General features: G+C 55.9%; 12 protein-coding genes and 2 tRNA genes. 7 read left to right on the top strand and 7 right to left on the bottom strand.

What is annotated here, in order from left to right:
- The first annotated feature begins 450 nt into the window (after positions 1–450).
- On the top strand, positions 451–870 hold the full coding sequence (locus H0921_RS12995; protein WP_194538818.1) for a hypothetical protein: 420 nt from the start codon (positions 451–453) through the stop codon (positions 868–870).
- A gap of 109 nt (positions 871–979) precedes the next feature.
- A complete protein-coding gene (locus H0921_RS12990; RefSeq protein WP_194538816.1) occupies positions 980–1,645 on the top strand; it encodes a class I SAM-dependent methyltransferase in 666 nt (221 codons plus the stop codon).
- A 91-nt stretch (positions 1,646–1,736) separates the two neighbouring features.
- Here H0921_RS12990 and H0921_RS12985 read toward each other — a convergent pair whose 3' ends face one another.
- On the bottom strand, positions 1,737–3,089 hold the full coding sequence (locus H0921_RS12985; RefSeq protein ID WP_194538814.1) for a Gfo/Idh/MocA family protein: 1,353 nt from the start codon (positions 3,087–3,089) through the stop codon (positions 1,737–1,739).
- An 888-nt stretch (positions 3,090–3,977) separates the two neighbouring features.
- Between H0921_RS12985 and H0921_RS12980 the strand changes: the two genes are divergently transcribed.
- Together H0921_RS12980 and H0921_RS12975 are read left to right on the top strand one after the other, a co-directional pair.
- A complete protein-coding gene (locus H0921_RS12980) occupies positions 3,978–4,823 on the top strand; it encodes a sugar phosphate isomerase/epimerase family protein (protein ID WP_194538813.1) in 846 nt (281 codons plus the stop codon).
- Positions 4,824–4,888: 65 nt separating this feature from the next.
- The gene (locus H0921_RS12975) at positions 4,889–5,701 is read left to right on the top strand and encodes an SDR family NAD(P)-dependent oxidoreductase (RefSeq protein ID WP_194538812.1); all 813 of its coding nucleotides are present in this window, start codon (positions 4,889–4,891) and stop codon (positions 5,699–5,701) included.
- Positions 5,702–5,764: 63 nt separating this feature from the next.
- Here the strand turns inward: H0921_RS12975 and H0921_RS12970 are convergent, their stop codons facing one another.
- Both H0921_RS12970 and H0921_RS12965 read right to left on the bottom strand, forming a co-directional pair.
- The gene (locus H0921_RS12970) at positions 5,765–8,203 is read right to left on the bottom strand and encodes a spermine/spermidine synthase domain-containing protein (RefSeq protein ID WP_194538811.1); all 2,439 of its coding nucleotides are present in this window, start codon (positions 8,201–8,203) and stop codon (positions 5,765–5,767) included.
- A 117-nt stretch (positions 8,204–8,320) separates the two neighbouring features.
- A complete protein-coding gene (locus H0921_RS12965; protein ID WP_194538810.1) occupies positions 8,321–9,565 on the bottom strand; it encodes a sulfatase family protein in 1,245 nt (414 codons plus the stop codon).
- A 104-nt stretch (positions 9,566–9,669) separates the two neighbouring features.
- On the opposite strand from H0921_RS12965, the gene H0921_RS12960 reads away from it, so the two are divergent.
- Both H0921_RS12960 and H0921_RS12955 read left to right on the top strand, forming a co-directional pair.
- Complete coding sequence (locus tag H0921_RS12960) at positions 9,670–11,505, top strand: ABC transporter permease family protein (protein WP_194538808.1); 1,836 nt, start codon at positions 9,670–9,672, stop codon at positions 11,503–11,505.
- A gap of 433 nt (positions 11,506–11,938) precedes the next feature.
- Positions 11,939–12,028: transfer RNA gene (locus H0921_RS12955), tRNA-Ser, on the top strand.
- Between the two features lie 240 nt (positions 12,029–12,268).
- On the opposite strand, the gene H0921_RS12950 is transcribed toward H0921_RS12955, so the two are convergent.
- The 3 genes from H0921_RS12950 to H0921_RS12940 all read right to left on the bottom strand — a co-directional run bounded on the left by H0921_RS12950 (position 12,269) and on the right by H0921_RS12940 (position 19,236).
- A tRNA-Ser gene (locus H0921_RS12950) sits at positions 12,269–12,355 on the bottom strand.
- A gap of 166 nt (positions 12,356–12,521) precedes the next feature.
- Positions 12,522–18,512 (bottom strand): tetratricopeptide repeat protein, encoded by a 5,991-nt coding sequence (locus tag H0921_RS12945; RefSeq protein ID WP_194538806.1) that lies wholly within the window; start codon positions 18,510–18,512, stop codon positions 12,522–12,524.
- 283 nt (positions 18,513–18,795) lie between these two features.
- Positions 18,796–19,236 (bottom strand): hypothetical protein, encoded by a 441-nt coding sequence (locus H0921_RS12940; protein ID WP_194538805.1) that lies wholly within the window; start codon positions 19,234–19,236, stop codon positions 18,796–18,798.
- A gap of 541 nt (positions 19,237–19,777) precedes the next feature.
- On the opposite strand from H0921_RS12940, the gene H0921_RS12935 reads away from it, so the two are divergent.
- Positions 19,778–20,671 carry a UbiA-like polyprenyltransferase gene (locus H0921_RS12935; protein ID WP_194538804.1) on the top strand — a complete coding sequence of 298 codons (894 nt, stop codon included), beginning with the start codon at positions 19,778–19,780 and terminating at the stop codon, positions 20,669–20,671.
- 78 nt (positions 20,672–20,749) lie between these two features.
- On the opposite strand, the gene H0921_RS12930 is transcribed toward H0921_RS12935, so the two are convergent.
- Positions 20,750–22,096 (bottom strand): ABC transporter permease subunit, encoded by a 1,347-nt coding sequence (locus tag H0921_RS12930; RefSeq protein ID WP_194538803.1) that lies wholly within the window; start codon positions 22,094–22,096, stop codon positions 20,750–20,752.
- Between the last annotated feature and the right edge of the window lie 60 nt (positions 22,097–22,156).

Genomic DNA, 22,156 nt, shown 5'->3' with positions numbered 1-22,156 from the left:
AGGAGAGCATGGTATTTGCTAGGTTTTATCTTTTTGAATTGTACTGGGATAGTGTTCTCCTATACTTTTCGCGTCATTTTTTGTTCTGTGAATCTAGCGAGGGGCTAAGATAAAGTTGCTACAAAGTTGTGTTCAGTGAGAATGCCGTAAGTTATTTTACGGTAAGAAACTATGAGCATATCGTTCGGTGCAACTTGGAAGAGAGGGCAGGTGTACTGAGCGATCCCCTTGACGATTTGCATTGGGGACACCTAGGATTTCCCCGCATTCGGATCGCCGCCGTTGGCCGCCCTGTCATAGCCGGTGGAGTTCGTCACGGCGGGTTCATCGCAGCGGTAGCAAGTACGCTTCTTTTAGTACGGAGAGCACGAACCGATTTCGCGGCTATTGATCCGTTGGCCTCCAGGGTCGGTTACGCTTGTTTCGGCAGGATGGGGGAGGATGCAACTCATGACCCGCCATGAGGCCCGTGACGAATTTGTCCGCCATTGGCTGCCCCATGTCACAGACGCAGGTTTACTGCACCTGATTACCCTATTGGAGCAAGGCAGTCCGCTGTTGATTCATGGACAGTTCACCGCCGACTTTCCACGCGGCTGCTTGGCCAGCCAGATTGCCTGGCATCATCCACGAACTGCCAACCTTGATACGGAAGATGCAGGAGTTGTCTGGCTCACGAAAGTTGCGGGTCTCAATCCGGCCACCTCGATCCTTCTGACATGGTGGGATCAGAATGGATTGGCTGACAGAGAACTGTGTCATTTGCTCCTGGAAGCGTGCTATCAGGAGTGTGGACGACGACAGCTAGTGAAGGGGGGTTCGGGGGAAATTACGTCAACGCCGGCGCGATGTTCGAGTTTCCGGCTCTAGTCTCAGAGGGTTCCCCCTTCTGCATGTGCTTCAGTGCAGCAGAACCACCCACTTCGGGAGTACGGTGTGTTTGGCTGATGAAGGATTTCTCGTGACGGAGATAGTTGCGATGCTACCTCGCGTGCTCGAAGAGGAAGTCATGGATACGCCCGAAGAGGCCCGCGATTACGACGCCATGGATCACAAGGCGGTCAACACCCTATTTGTGGATGATTTTCTCCATCACTGGGACGGTCGATCGCCGGTGTTGGATGTGGGGACGGGGACAGCGCAGATTCCGATCGAGTTAGCCCGCCGTTGTCCGCAAGTTCGCATCGTGGCTGTGGACCTTGCTCAGCAGATGCTGTTGCTGGCCGATCGCAATGTGGCTCAGGCCCAGCTCCAAGAGTGTATTCGATTGGAGCGAATCGATGCCAAGAAAATGCCCTATGCGGAAAACACTTTTGCCGCCGTGATGTCCAATAGCATCATTCACCATCTGCCGCAGCCGGAAAGGGGGTTTGCTGAGATGCATCGGGTGTGTCAGAGGGGTGGATTGTTATTTGTACGTGATTTGCTGCGTCCATCATCCTGGGCAGCTTTGCAAGAGTTGGTCGATCTTTACGCGGGGGGAGCCAACGCGCATCAACGGGCGATGTTTGCTGCCTCCTTGCATGCTGCACTGACGGTGGAGGAAGTACGGGATTGTGTGAAGCAATTAGGCTATTCACCGGAAACTGTCCAGCAAACCAGTGACCGCCACTGGACTTGGGTGGCTTACAAACAACACCTCTAGCGTCCTGGAGCCAGCACTGAACGCCGGAGACAGCGGAGCGAATCCAGATGTCAGGGCATTGTCGTCGATCTTGAGATCGATCCCAAATGTGTTATCCCACCTTCGGCAGTTCCCAGCCTTTGCGATAGTTTCGTCCCAACAGGCCATCCGCGGTGGAATCGCCCGTCGTTCCTTTCTCGTGATTCCAGGAAATGGCTTTTCCTGCCCGATAGGCGACATTGCCCAGCAGGACTGTCTCCGTAAGCGGTCCTGCATAACCAAAATGGCAACTCGGAAGAGAGCCTTGGCGAATGGCGTCACACCATTCTCGATGGTGGCCAACGGATGGAGGAATAGAGCGGGGTGGGGGAGTTGCGGAGCGGGCCAGTTCATCCGGCAACAACTGATGCTTGCTGTAGTCGGCCACGAGACGTCCTTTCTCGCCGACAAACAACACACCGGCCGGATAACCTTTGTACGTTTCTTTGCCTTCCAGGTCCGGTCCGGGGACGCCGTGGTACCACGTGAGATGCACTGCGGGCTGCTGGCCTCGAGGGGGAAAATAATAATCCACCTGCATGACATCGGGTACGTTGTTGTCGCCGGAATAGGTTTTGCGTCCGCAGGCTTCAATGCGGGTCGGGGCTGAAAGATCCAGTGCCCAGAAGGGCAGGTCCAGGTAATGGCAACCTAAATCCGCCAGAGTTCCCCCGCCATATTCCCACCACCAGCGCCAGTGGAAGTGCGGCCAAGGGAATTTCCAGCCAGAGGGGAGCATCTCGGCCTCAAAAAAGGCATTTTCATTAGGTCCCAACCACAAATCGCGGTTCACTTTTGTTACCGGTGGTTTGTTCACGCGACGGCCCCCGACAGGCTTGCTGGAGTTCCAGACCAGGACGCGCTGGACCGGACCGAGCACCCCGCTGCGGACCCATTCGACTACCCGACGGTAATTCTCTCCGGCGTGGATTTGTGTTCCCATTTGGGTTATGCATTTCTTCACTGCCGCGAGTTGGCGAAGATGCCGCGCTTCTTGAACTGTGAGTGTCAGGGGTTTTTCACAGTACACATGCTTGCCGAGAGATAACGCGATCGCTGCCGGCAAAGCATGCTGGTGATCGGGAGTACTGATGATGACAGCATCGATCTTCTGATGAAGCTGATCGAACATGCGACGGTAGTCCGTGAAAAAGGCAGCTTGAGGGAAGCGGGAACGTTGCTGGGCCGACCATTCCTCGTCCACATCGCATAGCGCCACGATGTTTTCTTGGGCAACGGCGGCGAGATTAGCTGCTCCGCGATTGTTCACACCGATAATCGCGAGATTCAGTTTGTTGGTCGAGTCCCGACTTCGCAATACACTGGGTGCTCCTTGCACGGCATTGTGGAACCCCCGCCATCCTGCCGCTAATGCCAGCGCCGCTTGTAGCACTTCTCGACGATTCCAGCCCAGATCGTGGCTCATGTCAGTCCCTCCACCTCGCACTGAATATCGACCAAGTTTAGGCACTCTTCCTCTATCACCACTTTTCGCATTTCTGGCATTATCGACGGTTACTGGAACACGCCAAGAGCGAACCCCCTGTTTCCCACTTATAACTCCAGGAACCCATGACCGACGATCTTTTCAGGAATCGCAAGACAAATGGGCGCAGCAAGAGAGGCGGAATTGGTACTGAATGGACACCAGAAGACAAGAGCGGAGTAATACTGTCCGACTGCCTCATCTGAAGTTGAGGACAGCCTATCCTTGGATATGAGAGGACACCGCAATTATTCTGGCGGGGGAGGACAACTGGCTCCCGGGCGTCAGTTGCCCTCAACCTCGCGCCGCGCTCCTTGGGCGAAAGCGGAGCATGATTTGGGTATCATCTCCTTGACAATTGATATTTCCGTCTGTTCCAGGAGAACCGTGTCGTTCCGCGCCTATCCTGCTGTAACGGCATTGCCTACGTATCCGCCATCACGTTTGGGTGGGAAGCTGTTCCCAGCCTATGGAGGCTCTCACTCCCTTGCACAACGTCCCCGCCAGCATTGACTCCTCGCAGTGTGATAGAAGACAGAGTGGGATATAGCACTCGGCATGCCAATCGCTGTTTCCATTCTTTCAAGCCGGTTTTTCCCGCGGAAAATAGGGGGAAAACACTGTTGAACCGAAAGGTAACCCGGAACTGCTAATGACTCTGGACGCGAAAAGTATCGACATTTTCCGTGGAACTCCGACGGTACTTTCCGACAGTAGCCAGAATCGACAGGGTGTCACCGTTTTTGGCACCTCGCTTTCAGTTACAGGGTTGGTTACAATTTTCCTGCGGCATCCTGGAGCGTTGCTTGGATGAAGGAGGGGCTGCTCATGAGCATCGAACCGTTGGCCATCGGTGTGTGTAGCTGGTCGTTGCAGGTGTCGAGCATTCCGGAGCTGAAGGGTTTTCTAGATCGTTTGGGAGTAGATGTGGTGCAGATTGCCTGTGGCGACCCGCACCATGCGAGCTGGGTAGAAGGGGACAATATGCCCACAGTGGCACGTGCGGCGGGGTTCCGGATGTGGGGCACCATGTTGGGGTTTCCGGGAGAAGATTACACCACTCCCCAAACCATCGAAAAAACCGGCGGCTTTGGTGATCCAGCTCTTCGACCGGAGCGGATCGAGCGCTTCCGCTGGGGACTAGCTCGCACCCGCGAATTGGGACTATCCGACATGATGCTCCATGCGGGTTTTATCCCCGAAGTGGGCGACCCTGGCCGCAAGTCCTTCCTGGATACTCTTGCTCAGGTGGCGGATCTAGCACGACAGGCTGGTGTCACCATCGCGTTTGAAACAGGTCAGGAAACGGCTGCCTTGCTACGCCGCACTCTCGACGAGTTGCAATGTCCTAATCTCAGGGTAAACTTTGATCCGGCAAATATGCTCCTGTATGACAAAGATGATCCCCTCCAGGCTTTAGACCTGATCGCTCCCTATCTCCGCAGCGTGCACATGAAAGATGCCTGCCGGCCGACCGTTCCGCGGACCTGGGGAACCGAGGTGCCTCTCGGACAAGGTCAAACCAATACGCGGGCCATCGTCCGTAAACTCTGGCAGTTGGGATACACCGGTCCTTTGTTGATTGAACGCGAGGTCGGAACACAAGAGGAGCGTTTCCGGGACATAGAATATGGTGTCCGCTATCTGCGCCAATGCTTAGCGGAGTTGAATTAAGCGCCAGGACGTTGGGTGAGTAAAAGCCGCTGGGTACAACGTGGCGATCCACAGCGGAGGGGACGATGAAAGACAGCCCGTCTGTGGCTCTGGTGACAGGGGCGTCCAGTGGTATCGGTTGGGAGCTGGCGCGCCAACTTGCTCTGCAAGGTTGGAAGGTGGCTTTGGTGGCTCGCCGGAAGGAGCGGCTCGAAGAGTTGGCCCAGAAGATCGCCGCGGCGGGGGGGCAAACGCTGGTTGTACCTGCTGACGTTGGACAGCGCGAACAAGCCGAGCGAGCCTATCGCATGGCGCGCGAAGAACTTGGTATGCCTGAGCTGATTATCGCCAATGCCGGCGTTGGACGGCCCACGTTAGTGGAGCCGGCTGTCAACCTCGATGATGTAGAGGAAATGATCCGCACTAACCTCCTCGGCGTCATTTACACACTCTCTGTCGCTATACCTGACATGGTAGCCCGCCGCCGTGGGCATCTCGTAGCTATCTCTAGTCTCGCAGGTTACCGCGGTTTGCCGGGTGAGTCGGCTTACTGCGCGAGTAAAGCCGCGGTCAATGTTTATCTCGACGGCTTACGCATCCATCTCCGTGGTACCGGAGTACGCGTCACAACGGTCTGCCCCGGCTTCATCAAGACGCCGATGACGGAGAACAACACATTTTACATGCCTGGCTTGCTCGATGCTTCGGAAGCGGCCCGGAGGATCCTCCGCGCTATCGAGAGAGGAAAGAAGGTTTACAACTTTCCCTGGCATGTTCATCTCATGGTCAAACTCAGCCGGTGGGTTCCCGATAGGCTCATGCAACGTTTTCTCAGCAAATACAATGAGGACGCACGACTTTCAGCCACGAGAACAAACTTGTCAAACGATGCCAAATAACGAAATATCCCGCAAAAAGCACCTCAACCTATTATCACGAAATACCATTATGTCCGTTCAATATCATGGCTGCTCTATTTTTGATCGAGTATACTTTCCCAACATAGAGATCATATAGAATCCACAAGCTACTATGAGTAATCCAGAAAAGCCCCAGATCACGGAGGTGTTTTCACTCAAGCCGCCGAGAATCGCTCCGGCGATGTTGGCGCCGATGAGGCGATCCGGCTGCTCCGTGCGTCGGAGCGTAGTAGCAAAGATGACACCTGCAAAAGCAATCGGCAGGAAAGCTAACAGACATGCCGCTAGTACTTGGACACCTCCCGGCCAGCCTAAAAATACTGCCGGTGTGATCCATAAACCTGCTAACAAACTCAGCATTAATCCGCCATAGTATATTTCCAAGCGTTTTGGCTGAGCCCAGATAACATATAGGTTACTGAGTAAGCTCATCAGCAATATCGCTGCGAAGACAGCCGTGTTGACCATCCACGTCCCGCCAAAGAGTAGGGCCATCTGGACCACAGCTTTCGTTTCGAGGAGCATGAAACCGGCGCCGAGAAAAAATGAGCGAGCGAGTAATCCCCATTCAACACGCATAGCGTCTTGAATTCTGGAGTCGGGGCTTTCCGACCGCCACATTTGCCAGCCACCATAGAGCCACCACAAGACAACAGAAAGCCCAGCGATTAATATCATGCTGCGTAATGTCAGGTTAGGAATTGCTGGAAAACGTGTATAAAGAAAAGGCCAGTCATCTGTAGCAAGCCTCAATGATCCATTACTATCTTCTACAATGGCAGGATAAAGACCAATCCATGTCGGGCTTTTATTAGATTTGTCGTCTAGTTGAGAGTCGGCGATTTCTTCCCCTATTGGTGGCATCGAGGGAGGCGTTGCTCCGAATTGCGCTTTGCGGGTGCGAGGCACATTGGGATCAACTTCTGCCTGAATTCCCACATTCCAAGGATACCAGAAACGTACCGCTTGGTTTGGGCCGGGAGCAAAGGCCTCCCGCAAAGGAGCTAGGACCTCTTCTCGCCCGGCGAAGAAGCTGATGCCTGTATGAGGCAGGAAATGGCTCAGACGGATTTCGCTTCGCGGAGGTGTGGCGATAACCACCGGCTCGGACCCATCAAAGGCTAACCGCAACTGTTCCCGTAAGCGGGCTGCAATCCAGCCTTGACGAAATACATTGTATATTACAGCTATACCTTGAGGTTTTAGTACCCTTCTTACATCTCGAAAGCTTTCTAATGTAAATAGATAACTTTCCAGTCTCAAACTAGTATAACCCGATTGTAATACCAAGGAGTCTACTAATGCAAATATAACTAGATCGTAAGTTGCATCGGGTGCTTGACGCAAGAAATTCCGACCGTCATTGATTGTGACATGTACACGCGGATCGCTGTAGGGTTTATCTGTATGATACCGCACTCCAAGTTGTTGAATGACGGGATCAATCTCAACCGCATCGATGTGTAGATCAGTATGATTAGAGGTGAAGAGCAAGGCTCTAGCCACATCATTGCCACAGCCTGCTCCTATGATGAGGATGCGGTGAAAGTCTGGCCAAGCCGGTGTGCCGTTTTGGTGACGCAATTCTCGTTGCAGTAAATATGGCAGAGCATAGGGAATGGCAGCCTCGGGAGGTCTGGATTGCGGTTCGATCAATTGATGTGCAATCAAATTGGTCACAATCATTTGATTGGCAGGGATGTAATCAACTCTATAATATTCACTCCATGTAGTCAACCTTTCCTGATTGTTCAGTATACCAGATGTGGGAATAGTCAGCAGAACCGAAAAGACAAGAAATAATGTTCTGATAATCCGACGCGGTAAATAATTTTTTGTTATCTGTATATTATTTGATAAATTTTTCTCTGAACTACAACATTGTATCCATATCCAACGAAGAATAATGATGGAAGCTATGCCAAACCACGCAGGAGGCGGAATGCGGAAGTAGGAACAAACAGCAAATGCGATAATTCCCGCCAAACTGCCGAGTAGATTAGCGGAGTATGCCGTTGTTCGTTCAGGAATACGGTTGAAAGCACGCCCCATCTCCTGCCCAGGTCCTACGAAAATTGCCACAATCAAAGCGAAGTACACCGCCGCAAATGCTTCGATGGGTATTGCAAAAGGCAAGCGATTCCTGGGTGAGGCTGCTGCTTCGGCACCAAAATATACAACATCGGTCTGGCTTTGATCACCCATCAATATGTTAAATATGAGCAGACCGGAATATCTATCAATCACCAAAGCAAGAATCAATGACAATGTCAACCAGTATGGTGTACTATAAATGTGATTGATGGAAGATTTTGCCAATAGACATCCGATTGACATGCCAACAAAGCATGCAATGAGTACTAGATTCACGAAGAAAGTCAAAAATAACACATGTGCTGGAAACCAACGAATACATACTAGTTCCAAAAATAGAACTAAAAATGAGATAATAAATAACTCCCATGTATGACGCTTGAACATAATCATTATCACCCCATAGGGTTACTTTTGGTGGTATATTCCAGCAATTCACAAGATGATATTTTTGACCACTATAGCATACAATTGACAAATTGCCAATTGTACGACAATTTTGCGCTATGCCAAGTGCGGCATGTGTTCCTGAATCCATTCTCGTAATCGGGCTTCGTAAATCTCAGCCTGAGTCAGTTGCCGGGATCGTAAGTCGTTGACTTCCCAGCGATCTTCTGGTTTGGCGTATAATTGAGGCCAGCGCTCTTCTCCCGCAGGCGTCCTGATTGGCCATAGAAAGGACCATGTATCTGTACGCAGGGCCACCTCAGCGGCGCATTCCATTTCCCAATAACTGATCACTTCTTGTCGGCCCGAGAACGCCTGACGCTGCAACAGAGGAAGCAAGGACTGTCCTTCAAGGGACGGCTGCACCAAACCCAGAAAGGCATCTGCTAAAGTGGCTAACAGGTCCGCTGATTGCGTCAATGCGGAGACACGGCGACCTCCCTGATCCGCTCCAGGAAGGCGTATGATCAGCGGCAGGTGGACAACCTCTTCGTAAAGCCAGGGACGATCCCAACCCACCCGTCCATGCTCTCCTAGAGGAAAACCGAGGTCGGAGGTAAGAATCCAAAGAGCTTCTTGCTGGAGCGGATGCTGGCGCAGATAGTCCCAAGCTGCTCCGATTTCGGCATCCCAAGTGGTTACCACGGCGGCAAAAGAGGCATGCAGCCACTGCCAAGCTGCTTCATCCGTGGTGTCAAACGGACCTACTGGGGGTTCCGTACACGGTGAAATATCTTCCACTCTTGCAGCATCGTCATGTTCTTGAGGGGGAGAAGTGGATGAAGGAACATCTTCTCCGGCTGCAGCTTGCTCGGCCTCATCTCGCACGTCCGCGGCTGCAGCTTCTTCCAGATCTAGATATGCCGTGAAGACGTCGAGGGGGACTTCCCAAGGAGGCAGTAATCGCCCTAGATCGACACAAAGAAAGAAGTGACGGTCATTGGCCAGTTGGTTTAAAATGCTGGGCCAGTGTTCTACAAAGGGCCGTAAGGGGGAATGGCCAACCTCCGGCCGAGCATCGAACAGATACTCCCACGGTTCGTAGAATGAGGCAGGGAAGTCATGGACCGGGGCATGTGCGCGGACGAGTGCTGTAGTAACTCCGCCGGTTCGCAAGGTTCGGACCAAGGAGATCAATCGCTGTCGCTGGTGCAAAGGGTCTACCTGATCGGCATAGTAACGATCCCACACGATACCCTCATAAGCCAAGCGGTCGCAGTGGGGAGTACCAACCCACTCGTTTCCGTAAGTGCCCAGCCAGCCGGCATGGCAGCCCCGCAGTAGGAAAAGAATGACTTTCATAAAGGCCCATTATACATTCTGCAGGTATTTCGGGGTGGGATACATCGCTCGAATGAACGATATCGGGAAGCGGAGTGGGAACAAACGGGGAGGGAAGAACTAGCGTGCTGGGACCTATCTTTCGTCGTGAAGTGGTAACGGTGCCTCGCCGCAGTGGTCACTATGCCAGCCGAGCGGCTATGATCGGGCTGCTAGTTGTGCTTGGTATTACCACTTGGCAGGCGAGTATCGGTTTTACCCGGGAAGCCTCGCTCGGCGAGACGGCTGCCTTCGGATTGCTGCTGTATCAGATCGTATCTTACGTTTTGCTGTTGTTGACTCTTTTTTTTGCCACGCTGTCGGCTGCGGGGGCTGTGGCTCAGGAAAAAGATCGTCGGACCTTCGTCCTGCTCCTGATCACCGACATGCGAGACTACGAAATTGTGTTAGGAAAGATGCTCGGTGCCTTGTTACCGATCACGATCCAACTGGCCATCACCGCGCCAGTCCTAGCGTTGCTCCTTTTGCTGGGCGGAATAGCGCCACAACAGGTGCTTCAGACGCTGGTGATCCTTGCTGCAACGGCTATAGCCGCTGGTTCTCTCGGAGCTTTGGTCGCTCTGTGGCGCGAGCGGACCTTTCAAGCCTTGGCTTTGTCCGTCTTATTTCTGGCCTTGTACTTGGGTTTAGTCCAGGCCGTCGGTTTATTGGTTCCCAAAAGTCCGGTTTCTGCTTCGGCGGGTCATGTGCAGGCATGGCTGGACCCATTTGCTGCTCTACAAACGGTTCTGGCGCCGCCGAGTGCGGGTTGGAACGGTGTGGCACCGGCTTATGGCTTTGCAGTAGTTATGCTGGCTTGGACGGTGTTGCTCAACACGATAGGTATTTGGGGACTGCGCCGCTGGAATCCGAGTGGCGAGCCGATCGTTCCCCGAGAAGCACCCGACACTGTGCAAGAACTGGACGAGTCCGAGGAACTGGAGAAACGAGCGCAAGCACATGCTGCCCCTGGTCCGGTTCGCCACGTCTGGCATAATCCGATTCTCTGGCGCGAGATTCGCACTCTGGCTTATGGACGACGCCCCCTCCTTGTCAAATTCGCCTTTGCAGTGGTTTTGTTGCTTATTCTCTATTTTGCCTATGCGGAGTTGGTTCGACCGGGGGGCCGGCCTGCCTTCGCCGCGGCATACGGACTCGTCCCTCTGACCATCCTCAGCCTGCTCCTCGTCGCTGCCCAAGCTGTCACTGCTATCACATCCGAACGGGATGGAGGGACGTTGGATATCCTGCTTGTCACAGATATTTCTCCCTATGAATTCGTTTTTGGCAAAATTCTGGGTGCTCTCTACAATTGCAAAGAGTATATACTTCCTCCGCTTCTGCTAACCCTTTACTACGCGATAGTCGGAGCATTAGCTCCCCCTTCTCCCGCCCACGACTGGCGAACTGTACTGGAGCTAAACTTCGGTCCCTTCTTGGCTATCTCCGGAGCGATATCGATCCTGTTCGCATTTGTTGTGGTTCTGGGGTTGCATGTGGCCCTCCGTATTCCGAATAGCCGGCAAGCGATTGTCCAAACATTAGGAACCGTGTTTTTCCTTTCCGTAGGTACTTTGATCGCCATTTACCTCATCATCATCAACGGCGGTAGCTTCGCAAACCAGTGGCTGAGCTTCGTGGCCTTTCTGGCGGTCGGGATCGGCGGGCTTTTGTATGTCTTCAGTGCGGACCGCCCCTCGGCAGCCCTGAGCCTAGCCAGTGTCGCATGTCCCTTGGCGATGTTCTACGCCGTGGTCACCGTGTTGATCGGTAAACCCGGTACGCAGGAATCCGCAGAACCTCTGATGCCGTTCCTCGCACTAGCTGGAGCGTTCGGATTAGCAATTGCTGCTATGCTGGTACCACTGCTGAGTGAATTTGACGTTGCATTAGGCAGAACTGTTGCCCCGAATGAGTCCTGACAAACAATCTGCCGCACGAGTAACTCCCTTTCGCACCGTAGACTGACATTCCACTCGTGGGTTGCTACGCTCAGTCGGCGTAAACCCGCACTGATTACTGACGAATAACCTCAATTCGGTCTCATCGCAGAATGCAGCACGTATTGATCCTGATGAGTTGCAATTCCTTCATTTATGGGGATTCCAGGCTACGACGATCCTTGCCTTCTGTGCTGCTTTGGGTTACTTGGCTAGGACATTTACCTGCGGGCAGGCCGGTGATATCTCCGATCCACGAAGGGAATGTCACCCGTTTCGACCTTGTCCTTACGGCATCCTGAAGGTAAAAATATGGTATAGTACACGGAGTTATTCTTCCTTCGAATTGCAGCGAGGGCAGAGGTTGGTAGAACTGCTGAGCTGGCTTATCGGAAGGAAGGCTAGAAAGGGTTCCGGAGAGGTGGCTGAGTGGTTGAAAGCACCGCTTTGCTAAAGCGGCGAGGGGCCTAAAACCCCTCCGCGGGTTCGAATCCCGCCCTCTCCGCTGAGTGAATGGAAGACGCAAACCTCGCTCAAGTAGCAAACTGCAAACACCGAATTATTGCCCACCTTACCTTCCCAGAGGCGATTCCTTCCCCTGCTGCAACTCCACACATACCTCGTGCTCGGTCGCATTGCCAAGCGGGAGGCTTTGCCAGCCAGAGAAGTTGATGCCTAAGGCGGAGGAAAGAAAGAGTAAGATGTTGTGGCTAATCAACTAAACGATTTTGCCCCGTCCTATGAGCGGAGAGGGAGGGATTCGAACCCTCGGTACCCTTGCGGGTACAACGGTTTTCGAGACCGTCCCGATCAACCACTCCGGCACCTCTCCGAATTCCAGTCATCTGGCCGGTATGTGTCAAACCATCCTGTCCACTGTATGCCATCTTAATCTTCGCTGCGGGATTTGGAAAGAGGCGAGCGCTACTGAAGGGAGCAGGAACAGAGCCTGGGAGGTAGAAAGAAACTTTTTGGGTCGCAACGGTGGCAGAAAGAACTCAGCGCAGGTAACTGCGCAGCAGCAGGTAGAGTCCCCAACAACGAGCTGAGAACGAGCCTGTGGCCTGGGAGAGCAAGCGAACCACCTTGCGGTAGGCGCGGAGCAAGCCGGGGATCTGGGCATGGAAGGGAATCGTGGCACGGAGGAGTTGCCGGGCTTCGCGGAAGGCGACAGATCGTCCTTGTTCTCCCGCTGTCAGCACGAGTAGTAGCGCGCGGGTGAGTTGAGTCAACGGTAACACTTCCGCGGGTAGGAAGCCGGCTTCAAGGCGGGCTAGAAGTTGAGCGGCTTCGTCGGTCCGCTTGGCCAGCGCGGCGTCCAATGCGGCCCAGGCGCGGAAATGGACCAGTTCGTGATCGGAAGCGGGGAGTTGCAAAGCGGCGTAACAGACGTCAGCGGCACGCTGGTCCTGATCGAGGAGGCGATAGGCCCAGGCCAAGGGAGTGAGCATTTGGGGGGTTAGACCCGGACGGGAGCGCCAGTCCGCAAGCCAAGCCGCAGCATGGGCAAACTGCCCGGTGCTAGCCAAGGCATGGCCGGCAATGGCCCATGCTTCGGTATCAGCTCGCAACAGGTCGGCATGATGCGTGATCAATCCCTGGACAGGCTGTCCCCGCTGGGAGAGGGTGATGAGCAAGGCCAATAAGGCGGCACGGGCTGCAGAGGGATGTGACGTTCGCAGGTGAGGAATCGCTTCGATTGCCCGTTGCGGTTGGCCCAGATCGACCAGTCGTTCGACCCAAAGCGTAGCGGCTGCGGGAACGGACGCAGGGTCCGAGACGATCTCTTTCAGTTCGGCGGTCAAGGTTTGATTCCATTGCTGTTGATCGAAGCTCTGGGCGGCCTCCCGAAGGATATCGAGGGTGACTTCTGGATCACGAGCCAAAGCATGGAAGCGGGTAAGGGCGACTTCACGGTTTCCCTGATGGCAGGCAATTTGCAATGCACGCAGGCGGACCCAAGGGGTGTCATGATGTTCCGCCAAGGTGGCATGGACTCGGACGGCGGCTTCGATTTCGTTGTCAGCCAGTAGGGCCGGGATCAGCAAGACTCCTGCTCCTTCGAGCGTCGGGTCGAGGTTCCAGGCTTGTTGATAGTCGCTGCGAGCGCCCCGGGCATCTCCTAAGCGCTGGCGAGCTTCTCCGCGCAGGAGGTACGAAAGGGGATGTTTCGGTTCCAAGCGGACCAGTTGTTCGGCGGCTTCCAGGGCTTCCCGATAGCGCCCTGTGGTGTTATACCACATGGTCAGGTGGCGCCAGGCCGGGGCGAATTCTGGATGTTCATTGGCTAGTTGCCGCATGCGTGTGATCGCTTCCTGCCAGCGCATCCGCTGGGCTTCGATCCAAGCAGCCCGGGCTTGTAGTTCTACGGGGAGCGGTTTGATTTCGGAGGGCTGGCAAGCGGCGAGCGCCTCTTCATAACGGCCTAGCAAAGCCAGTTGTTCCGCCTTGGCGTCGTAACCGGGAGCGAATTTGGGATAGGCTTTGATAAGTGTTTCAACAGCCCGCAGGCGATCCGCCGGATCCGCAGCTTGACCCTCCGGCGATTCGATCCACAGGATTGGTACCCAAGGGTGGAACGGTCCTCCCCCTTGCCAGGCTTGCCGGAGCAAGGGGAGGGCTTGCGGCTCCCAGCCGGCGTTTCTCAACTCTTGCAGGGCCAGTTGCAAGGGGTAGGCGGATTGACCGGTCCCTTCGCAGATTTCCCCGAAGGCTTTCAATGCGGTATCCTGATCGCGTAGACGGACGGCCAATTGCAGTTGCTTGACGGCGACTTCGGGACCGGCCAGATGCTCCTGCAACAGAGCCAGGGCTTGGCGGGCCTCACGAATCTCGTCGTCGGCCAAGCAGGCATCGAAAAGCAAACTGGCCGCGTAGGAGTAGCCAGGAGCGATACGCAAAGCCTCGCGCAGGTCTTCCTTGCCACCGTCGCGGTCGCCTGTTTTGAGACGAGCTTCCCCTCGCATGGCCAAATGCATCGGATGGCCCGGTTGCAACCGCACGAGTTCCCCTGCGGCTTCTAAATAATGCTCGTTCTGTCCGGTAGCACTGTACCACTCTGCCAATTGGTACCATCCCCACACGTAGGTTGGCTCGATGGCAACCAGGGCTTGCATGGGAGGAATGGCAGCCGCATAATTGCCACGGCGGGCTTCGATCCAGGCAACCCGTCCTTGAAGCACCAGCGGGAGATTGCCCGCCAGAAGGGGAGGCTGAGCCGCAGCAAGCGCTTCTTCGTAGCGACCCATTTCGGCCAAACGTTCCGCCTTCAGATCATAGGCTTCGACACGGTAAGGATCGAGCACCAAAGCACGGTCCAGCGCCTCTAGGGCTTCCGCGTGATGTTGGGGATGAGTCAGCAAGCGGGCCAGGCGTAACCAAACTTCGGGATTGCCGCTGCGCAGGCGAGTCAACTCCCGGGCGAACTGAATGGGGATTTCCGGCTGATCCAGGCGTTCGGACCAAACTTGCAAGACATTCCAGGCCCAATCATAATCTGGGTCGTGCTGGAGAGCGAGTTGGACGCGCTGCAAAGCCTCTTCGGCTCGTCCAGCTTCCCAGAGACAGTTGGCCAGCATGCCGTGAACTGCTCCCTCCAATGGATTGCGCGGCACCGCCAACTTCCAGATGGTCACAGCTTCTTCATGCTCTCCTTGTTCCGCCAGTGCCTCGGTCAGAGCCTGGGCAGCCATTGGCCAACCGGGAGCCAGCATGAAGGCGCGGCGTAGCGCTTCCAGGCGTTCTTCACTCTTATGCAATCCCTGGCAGACCTGGGCGTAATCTAACCACAATTTGCCGACCAACGGGAAGCGGTGGAGTGCAATGCGAACCAGACTCTCGGCTTCTTCCAGCCGTCCCAAACCAGCCATCTGGTGGATCACGGTAGACCAGGCGTACCATAAATCCGGGCGCCATTCTAAGATTTCCTGAAGTGTTTCCAACAGGTGCTGATGTTCGTCAGGGTCGGGTTCTTCGCGTGCGGCGATAAGCTGGTGGGATTGCTGCAAGAACGCCACCAAACCCTCGCCGGTGTGCGGTTGCCGCCGCAGTTGTTCCGCGATGAAATCTAGAGCGGCCTGTTTTTCTTCGCGGCCCCGGCTCAACTCCAACAGCTCTCCGATGAGCGACTCCTGATCGATGTCGCGGCGCAGAGCTTGCCGCAACGTATCCAGAGCTTCTTCCACCCGATCCATGCGCTTGAGCACCTGCACGCGCGTGGCATAATACCAGCGGTGGTTCGGTTCGAGTTGGGCAGCTCGCTCCAGAGCTTGTTCCGCTTCGGTGAAGCGTTTGCGTTCTGCGAGCAGTAGGGCCAGTTGCCGCCAAGCCCAGGCATCCTGTTGGGACTGTTCCAGGAGGACCTGCACCGCCTCGATTCCGCCTCCTTCCGGATCGTTGCTCAGAAACTCTGCCCGGAGCTTGTGCAGGGGATAGTGATGAGGGAACTGTTGGCATTGTTGAGCCAAGTAAGCCCGCACGGCACCCCGCCCCTCTGTTTCCTGGAGGACGCTGATCAGGAACTGCTGGCCTTCCATGTCGAACGGCCAGCGGCGCGTCCATTCCCGCAGGAAGGTGAGGGCTTCGGCGAAGTTCGGCCGGCACCGTGCGACGCGCGCGGCGGTGCGAAGCCATTGCTTGGGATTGGTAAGGGGGCGTGCCGCCTCCAGATCCTGGCGGGCTGCGTCACCTTGTCCAGCGGCGGCATGCTGTTCGGCCCGGAAGAGCAACAATTCCCCTAGGGCTTCCGCGGCGGGAGACTTAGGAAAAGGTGGGGCTGCTTCTTGGGGCCTCGGAGAGCGATCGGCATCGCTGGCGCCTGATAGCCGAAAAGCCATCTTGGATTCATCACTACCCGCCTCGGAAATGGCGGACACATACTTGCCCGTTGAATTATCCCATGACCGGTGACACAGCTCCGTCAATTTGCGGATAGCCTGGTCCAAGGCAACCAGCCCATGATCCCGTTCTCCCCGATCCCAAAGGAGGTAGTAGAGGGCGCGGACGGCTACCGGCTGAGGCATCTCCGCGCGCGGGCCTTTATTCTGAAACAAGCGCAAGGCTTCCGGGGCTTGATTTTGGGCCAACGTGGTGCGAGCATAAGCCTCGGCGAATTGTTCCTCACGGTCATCTAAGGTGCAGGCGAAGCGGTAGCATTCAACGGCTTCAGCAAACCGCTGCCGATCCCAAGCCAACGCTCCTGAGAGGAAGTGCCCCGCAGGTGCCAGAGGGCGTAGGCGCAAGGCTCGGCGTACCAGCCAGGCGGCACACTCGCGTTCCGGGGCACGAACCATCAAAGTCTGCGCCAGATTCAACAGGATCAGTGGATCGACATCTGCTTGCTGCGCTTGTTGGATGAGAAAACTCTCGCGTTCCTCCCATCGATGCAATTCCCTTAGCACACCCGCTTTTCCCAGTATCCACGTCGTCTCACGGGGATGGCGCGCCAGCAGCTTTTCATAGCAATCCAGCAGCCGCAACGGGTGGGCATCGTAGTGAGCCAAAGCCAGGGCGGCAAACAGGGTTACCTGATGATCTGGATGCTCCGCCTGAAGACGCTGATAAGCTCTAGTAGCCGAGAAACGATCATGCTCCAGCAATGCTTGCTGAATAGCTGCGAGAGCATCATAAAGCTCTGCATCAGGAAGCAGGAGAGAATCCAGGCGATCCGCTGCCGCTTGAGGCACATAGACCGTGGCTCGCGGTCCGAAAGCTGCTTGGCGCTCGAGAATCGCCTCCAGGGGTGTTTCCCCTATCAGTCGTTCGTCGGCATCTCCCCACAGGAGGGTGTTGCGCAGCGGATCATAGCCGATAGCGAGGCGGGGCTGCGTATAGCCAGCTTCGACAAAATGAACGATGAAAGGGCATCCGCGCGCGATCAGGCCTGCGACAGATTCGGCCGTGAGACGGAAGTCCCGGACCCGCCAATGGGCCGCCTGCCAGCGCAGACGATCCTCGATGTTGGGTAATCCATCGAGCGGCGGCGGCGAGGCATCCCAGGAAGCTACGGGCGGCGGCTGCTGCCACCACTGTTCCAAATACCGGTCCCATGGCCGGCCTTGCCAGCGTGTTCCTTCTGATAACAGTAGCTTCCGGGGCTGGGGCATCGTTTCCGCAAGCGTGGATACCCGATCAGCTAGTGCCGTGTAGAAATCTTCCTTGACGGAACGGGCTACAGGCACAGCCTCCTGATACCGCCCCAAGCGCAAGAGCATGTCGGTCCGCCGAGCGGCCAACCATTGCCGCGACTCATCCTCCATCAGGGGGGAAAGAGCTTCGAAGCGCTCCAAAGCCGCCAGACCCTCGGTGTACTGCTCCTGTTCGTAATGGATGACGGCGGCTTGAGCAGCGAGGAGGCCGCATTCCAGATGCTCCATCCCTTCGTAGAGCAATTCCAGAGCGGCTTGCGAGCGTCCCAAACGGAACAAAAGGTGGGCGGCGGCCTGTACGGCCGGTCGATACCAGGGACGCAACTCCAAAGCGCGCTGGGCGGCTTCCAGGCCCTGTTCGTATTTCTCAGCCATCTCATAAACACCGGCGCGCTCGACGAACGTCCACGGGTGATCCGGGGCCAGGTTTTCGGCTTTTTGGAACAACCGCTCGGCGCGTTCCCAATCCCGAAAGCGGCCCGCTAGGAAACCCAGCAGGCTCCACCAGTCAGCCTGCAATTCTGGTGAGGCATCGGACCAATCCGGATGCCGCCGGGCGAAGCGCCAGGCCGACACCGGTCCGAAGCGTTCCAGAAGATACCGGGCTTGGTAGTAGATGGCTTCCAGATGGGCCGGAGCGTGACGCCAGGCCAAGAGATGCAGTTGCCGTCCCAGCTTCGGCGCCCCAAGCTGCATGGCCAGCCGGCCCCCGATCAAACGGGCTGAGGTCCCGCGCCAGGATCGCAAGGGAGCAAACTGCTGCACCAGCGCCCAGGCCTGCATGTACCGGCCTTGGGAATACAATTCCCTCAGTTGGGCAATTTCGGCAGCACTGGGTTCCATGCCTAATCCTTCCGCTGCTTGGATATTTCCTCAACCGCTTCCCGCACCTTCATCCCGTGCAAGCCCCCCTAAGGGGAACCTCTCAAAAGAATCATCAGGTTCCATCTACCACCCTGCACCGGCCCAATTCCACATAAACGCAATTTCGACCCGGCATAGCCTACCGTTCGTTCATTACGCCCCCTAACTCCCGGCCACCACTACCGGCGATGAGCTTTTGGAAACAGTAACGCGAGTCTGAAGATCACCACCTTCTTTATGATGTTTTACCCAGACCGGCGGTTCAATTCCCCCCATTTCCAGAGGCCGTGTTAGCCGCTTCGGCCAGCGGTGCAACCTGACTGACGATGTTCCCCAACTGACTTAATCGCATCCCATAGCGATCGATGAACTCGCTGAGCCAGAATTCATCGCAGACTTCATCCGCTTCCATGTTGCCGATCTGCTCGGCCATCTCCCGCAGAAGATGGACATAGGCCCGCTCCAGAAGCGGCAACGCTCGTTTGCAGGCGGCCCCCAAATCGGGATAGTCTCCTTCCCACCGTTGCAGGAAGGCGCGGCATCTAGCCACGTGATCTTGGGCTGCCAGTTGGACTTTCATCAGGTGTAACTGCTCCTGCTGGACCTGAAGCATCTGCCGCAACAACTCCACACTATCCCGCGCTGGATTCGGTTCGGGCAACGTGATCGGCGCCGCTGGAGTTACGTAGAGCGAGGTATTCATACGCGGTCCCGGATCTTGGCTCCATCATGCCTCGATGGCATTATACGTTTTCCTGATCCTCTCGCGAGGCGGTCTATTTTCCACTTCGATTACTCTCCGGTCTGGGTAAATACTCTCTGAATGTTTTTCCGCAGAACCGGCGATTCTACTGCTACCCATCCCGTACATCGACATTGTTCCTCGAAGAGGATGATCGTGATTGGAACCCTGCGACATTCCTCAACCCGCTTATATTCCAATTTTTCCGCAGACCTTTCCACGGCGGTACACGGCCTCTACCTCTCGGGAGTTTTCCCAGACTGCTTGATCGGCGGGCGTTCGTTCCAAAGGAGTTCCGGCGATAGACTGGGGTCATTCTGTCCTTCGAGGTGCGGACCTCTTCCGGCATTTTCTAGCAAGGGTGCTGGAGTTACACCTGAAGCTGACAACTCCAGCGGTAATACAACAACAGACAGCGAATGGTACGAGACAACAACGCAAAATAAGGACAAGAAGATACACGAGTGGGATTAGACCCCTCCCTCTGGGGGGAAGATATCTCATGGGACAGTTGGTTCGCCGATTGCTGGAGTTGATCCGGTTCAGCCATACGGTGTTTGCATTACCCTTTGCTTTGACGGCAGCAGTCTTGGCCTGGACGGAGGAGCCGTTCCGGCTTCTGGACTTGGCGGGCATTCTCTGGTGTATGGTGAGTGCCCGCAGCGCAGCGATGGCGTTCAACCGGATTGTGGACCGGCATTACGATGCGGCGAATCCGCGCACTGCCCAACGACATCTTCCCGCCGGCCAATTGTCCCTACGCACCGTGGTTCTCTTCTGTTTGCTCTGCTGTCTAGCTTTTGTCGCAGGAACGCTGTTGTTTCTCTGGAGGGAGCCGCCAAATCCCTGGCCGTTATACCTGAGCGGACCGGTGCTCATGTGGATTCTCGGCTACTCGTATGCTAAGCGTTTCACCTCACTGGCACACTTTTGGCTAGGCTCAGCGTTGATGCTGGCACCCCTGGCCAGTTGGATCGCGTTGCGAGGGTTGACAGCTCTGTACGCCCCTCTTTTGCTCGGAGCCGCTGTCGCCTTCTGGGTCGCGGGCTTCGACATTCTCTATGCCTGTCAAGACGCAGAATTTGATCGCCGTACTGGCTTGCAGAGTCTGCCCGCTCGCTTGGGTGTGGCCGCTGCCCTGCGCGTGGCAGCCCTGTGTCATTTGATCATGCTCGTATTACTGGCCCTGCTCCCGTTGGCGGCTCCACCCCTAGGGACTATTTACTACCTCGGCTTGCTCCTGGTCGGCTCTTTGCTCGCCTATGAACACTACCTCGTCCGGCCGGAGGACCTCAGCCGCGTCCAGCAGGCCTTCTTCCAGGTCAATGGCGTCATTAGTATCGGATTTTTCCTACTAGTCTTGGTACAAGTGCTGTTTGCGGCGTGGCCCTCCTGACGAGGCCCGATGCGGCTCCTCTGATCCCCCTGCATCTCACCCCGCTGCCTCACGCCAGAGGCGCTGGCTTTTCAGCAACTAATCAGGTGAAGGTGCATTTTTTCGGAACCAACCCCGAGCAGGAGCTTGGGCATCTCGGAATAGTACCTCTTCCCGATGGAATTGTGCAATGGCCACCGCCAGGAGTAGGGTGATGCAGATAATCAAAGAGATTACAATCACGGGTACAGTTGCCCAAGGGAATGGGTCCGGCCGGGTAGCTAACAGACGTTGTTGCAATAACAGCACGTTGACGACGGGCACCCAGGCCGTTTGTCCATTGAGTTCGTTTCCGGGCGTCATGCTCCAGTACGCCAGGGGAAGTAACACGAGGAACATCGGTACCATGTAGTAATTCCCCTCACGCGTGCTGCGGGCGAAGATTCCCAAAGAGAGGGCAGCAGCAGAAATCAGGATGGCCAAGGGGATGGCTGTCAGCATGCCGGCGATGAGGCCCGGCATCGAGAGCAACTCGTGGGGGAAAAACATCTGCGCGACCAGGACTGCCCCGACCATTAGGATCACGTTCCACACCGCCGTTGCATAACCCATCACAGCTACGGCAATAAACTTACCCGTGACGATCTCACTGCGCGAAGCCGGGCTGATCAGCAGCGTCTCCATGGTGCCGCGCTCCTTTTCGCCCGCCGTCATATCGATGGCTGGATAAAGCGACCCTGTGAGCATCCACATGATCAGCAGGAAGGGAATCACTTTAACCAGCGTGTCGCGCAACTCATCGAACAAGCGCTTTTCCAGGGGTTTGTCCGATAGAGGATTGTGGACGCGGACAGGTTCGTCGAAATCTGGCGGCAGATTATGGCGGGCGAAGCGGACTTTTTTGACATCCTCCTGCCATTGATTCAAGACATCGGCCAATCGCCGGACAGCCAGTTTGGAGTTTTCCTCGCCTTCGCGGGCCAGAATGCGCAAAACCGGTTGCCCGCCGCGCTCGAGTTCCTCAGCGCAGTTTCCTTCCACAATTAGCAGAGCATCGATGGCCCGTTGGGCCAAGAGTTCCTCATCCGCTTCACTCAGAAAGCGCAGGAGCAGGTCTCCACCGCCATTGCTAGTCAGGGGGAGATACCGTGGATGGAACCGCCCGGCTTGAATCAAGGCGGGGTAGACCTGACGGGCATACATCGCCTCCGCTGCCATTCCCGCCGCAGCCCCTAGTGGAGCCGCTCCGGTGGGAAGGCGCTCAGCCCCCACCACGCCGATAACATACTGCTTGTCTTGCAATGCAGCCCAGAACAGCAAGCCCACGCCCACAAACAGAGGATACATCAACAGCGGCAGACCGAAGATGAGGAACAACGTCCGCCGATCCCGCCATTGATCGCGCAGTTCTCGCCGCGCTACCAGACTGGCAATGGTGACACGCATATTGTCTCCTGCCCAGCCGCTACCACGAAATCCTTCCCGATGGCTGCTCACCTTGTCCCC

Source organism: Thermogemmata fonticola (assembly GCF_013694095.1).
Taxonomy (GTDB): Bacteria; Planctomycetota; Planctomycetia; order Gemmatales; family Gemmataceae; genus Thermogemmata; species Thermogemmata fonticola.
The sequence above is the reverse complement of the archived record's forward strand: the minus strand, read 5'-3'. Positions and strand labels throughout refer to the sequence as shown.

Bases quoted from the DNA above. Each gene is read 5' to 3' on its own strand.
- H0921_RS12985 (WP_194538814.1), bottom strand. From the start codon at position 3,089: ATGAGCCACGATCTGGGCTGGAATCGTCGAGAAGTGCTACAAGCGGCG.
- H0921_RS12935 (WP_194538804.1), top strand. From the start codon at position 19,778: ATGGGACAGTTGGTTCGCCGATTGCTGGAGTTGATCCGGTTCAGCCAT.
- H0921_RS12940 (WP_194538805.1), bottom strand. From the start codon at position 19,236: ATGAATACCTCGCTCTACGTAACTCCAGCGGCGCCGATCACGTTGCCC.
- H0921_RS12930 (WP_194538803.1), bottom strand. From the start codon at position 22,096: ATGCGTGTCACCATTGCCAGTCTGGTAGCGCGGCGAGAACTGCGCGAT.
- H0921_RS12990 (WP_194538816.1), top strand. From the start codon at position 980: ATGCTACCTCGCGTGCTCGAAGAGGAAGTCATGGATACGCCCGAAGAG.
- H0921_RS12980 (WP_194538813.1), top strand. From the start codon at position 3,978: ATGAGCATCGAACCGTTGGCCATCGGTGTGTGTAGCTGGTCGTTGCAG.
- H0921_RS12975 (WP_194538812.1), top strand. From the start codon at position 4,889: ATGAAAGACAGCCCGTCTGTGGCTCTGGTGACAGGGGCGTCCAGTGGT.
- H0921_RS12970 (WP_194538811.1), bottom strand. From the start codon at position 8,203: ATGTTCAAGCGTCATACATGGGAGTTATTTATTATCTCATTTTTAGTT.
- H0921_RS12995 (WP_194538818.1), top strand. From the start codon at position 451: ATGACCCGCCATGAGGCCCGTGACGAATTTGTCCGCCATTGGCTGCCC.
- H0921_RS12965 (WP_194538810.1), bottom strand. From the start codon at position 9,565: ATGAAAGTCATTCTTTTCCTACTGCGGGGCTGCCATGCCGGCTGGCTG.
- H0921_RS12945 (WP_194538806.1), bottom strand. From the start codon at position 18,512: ATGGAACCCAGTGCTGCCGAAATTGCCCAACTGAGGGAATTGTATTCC.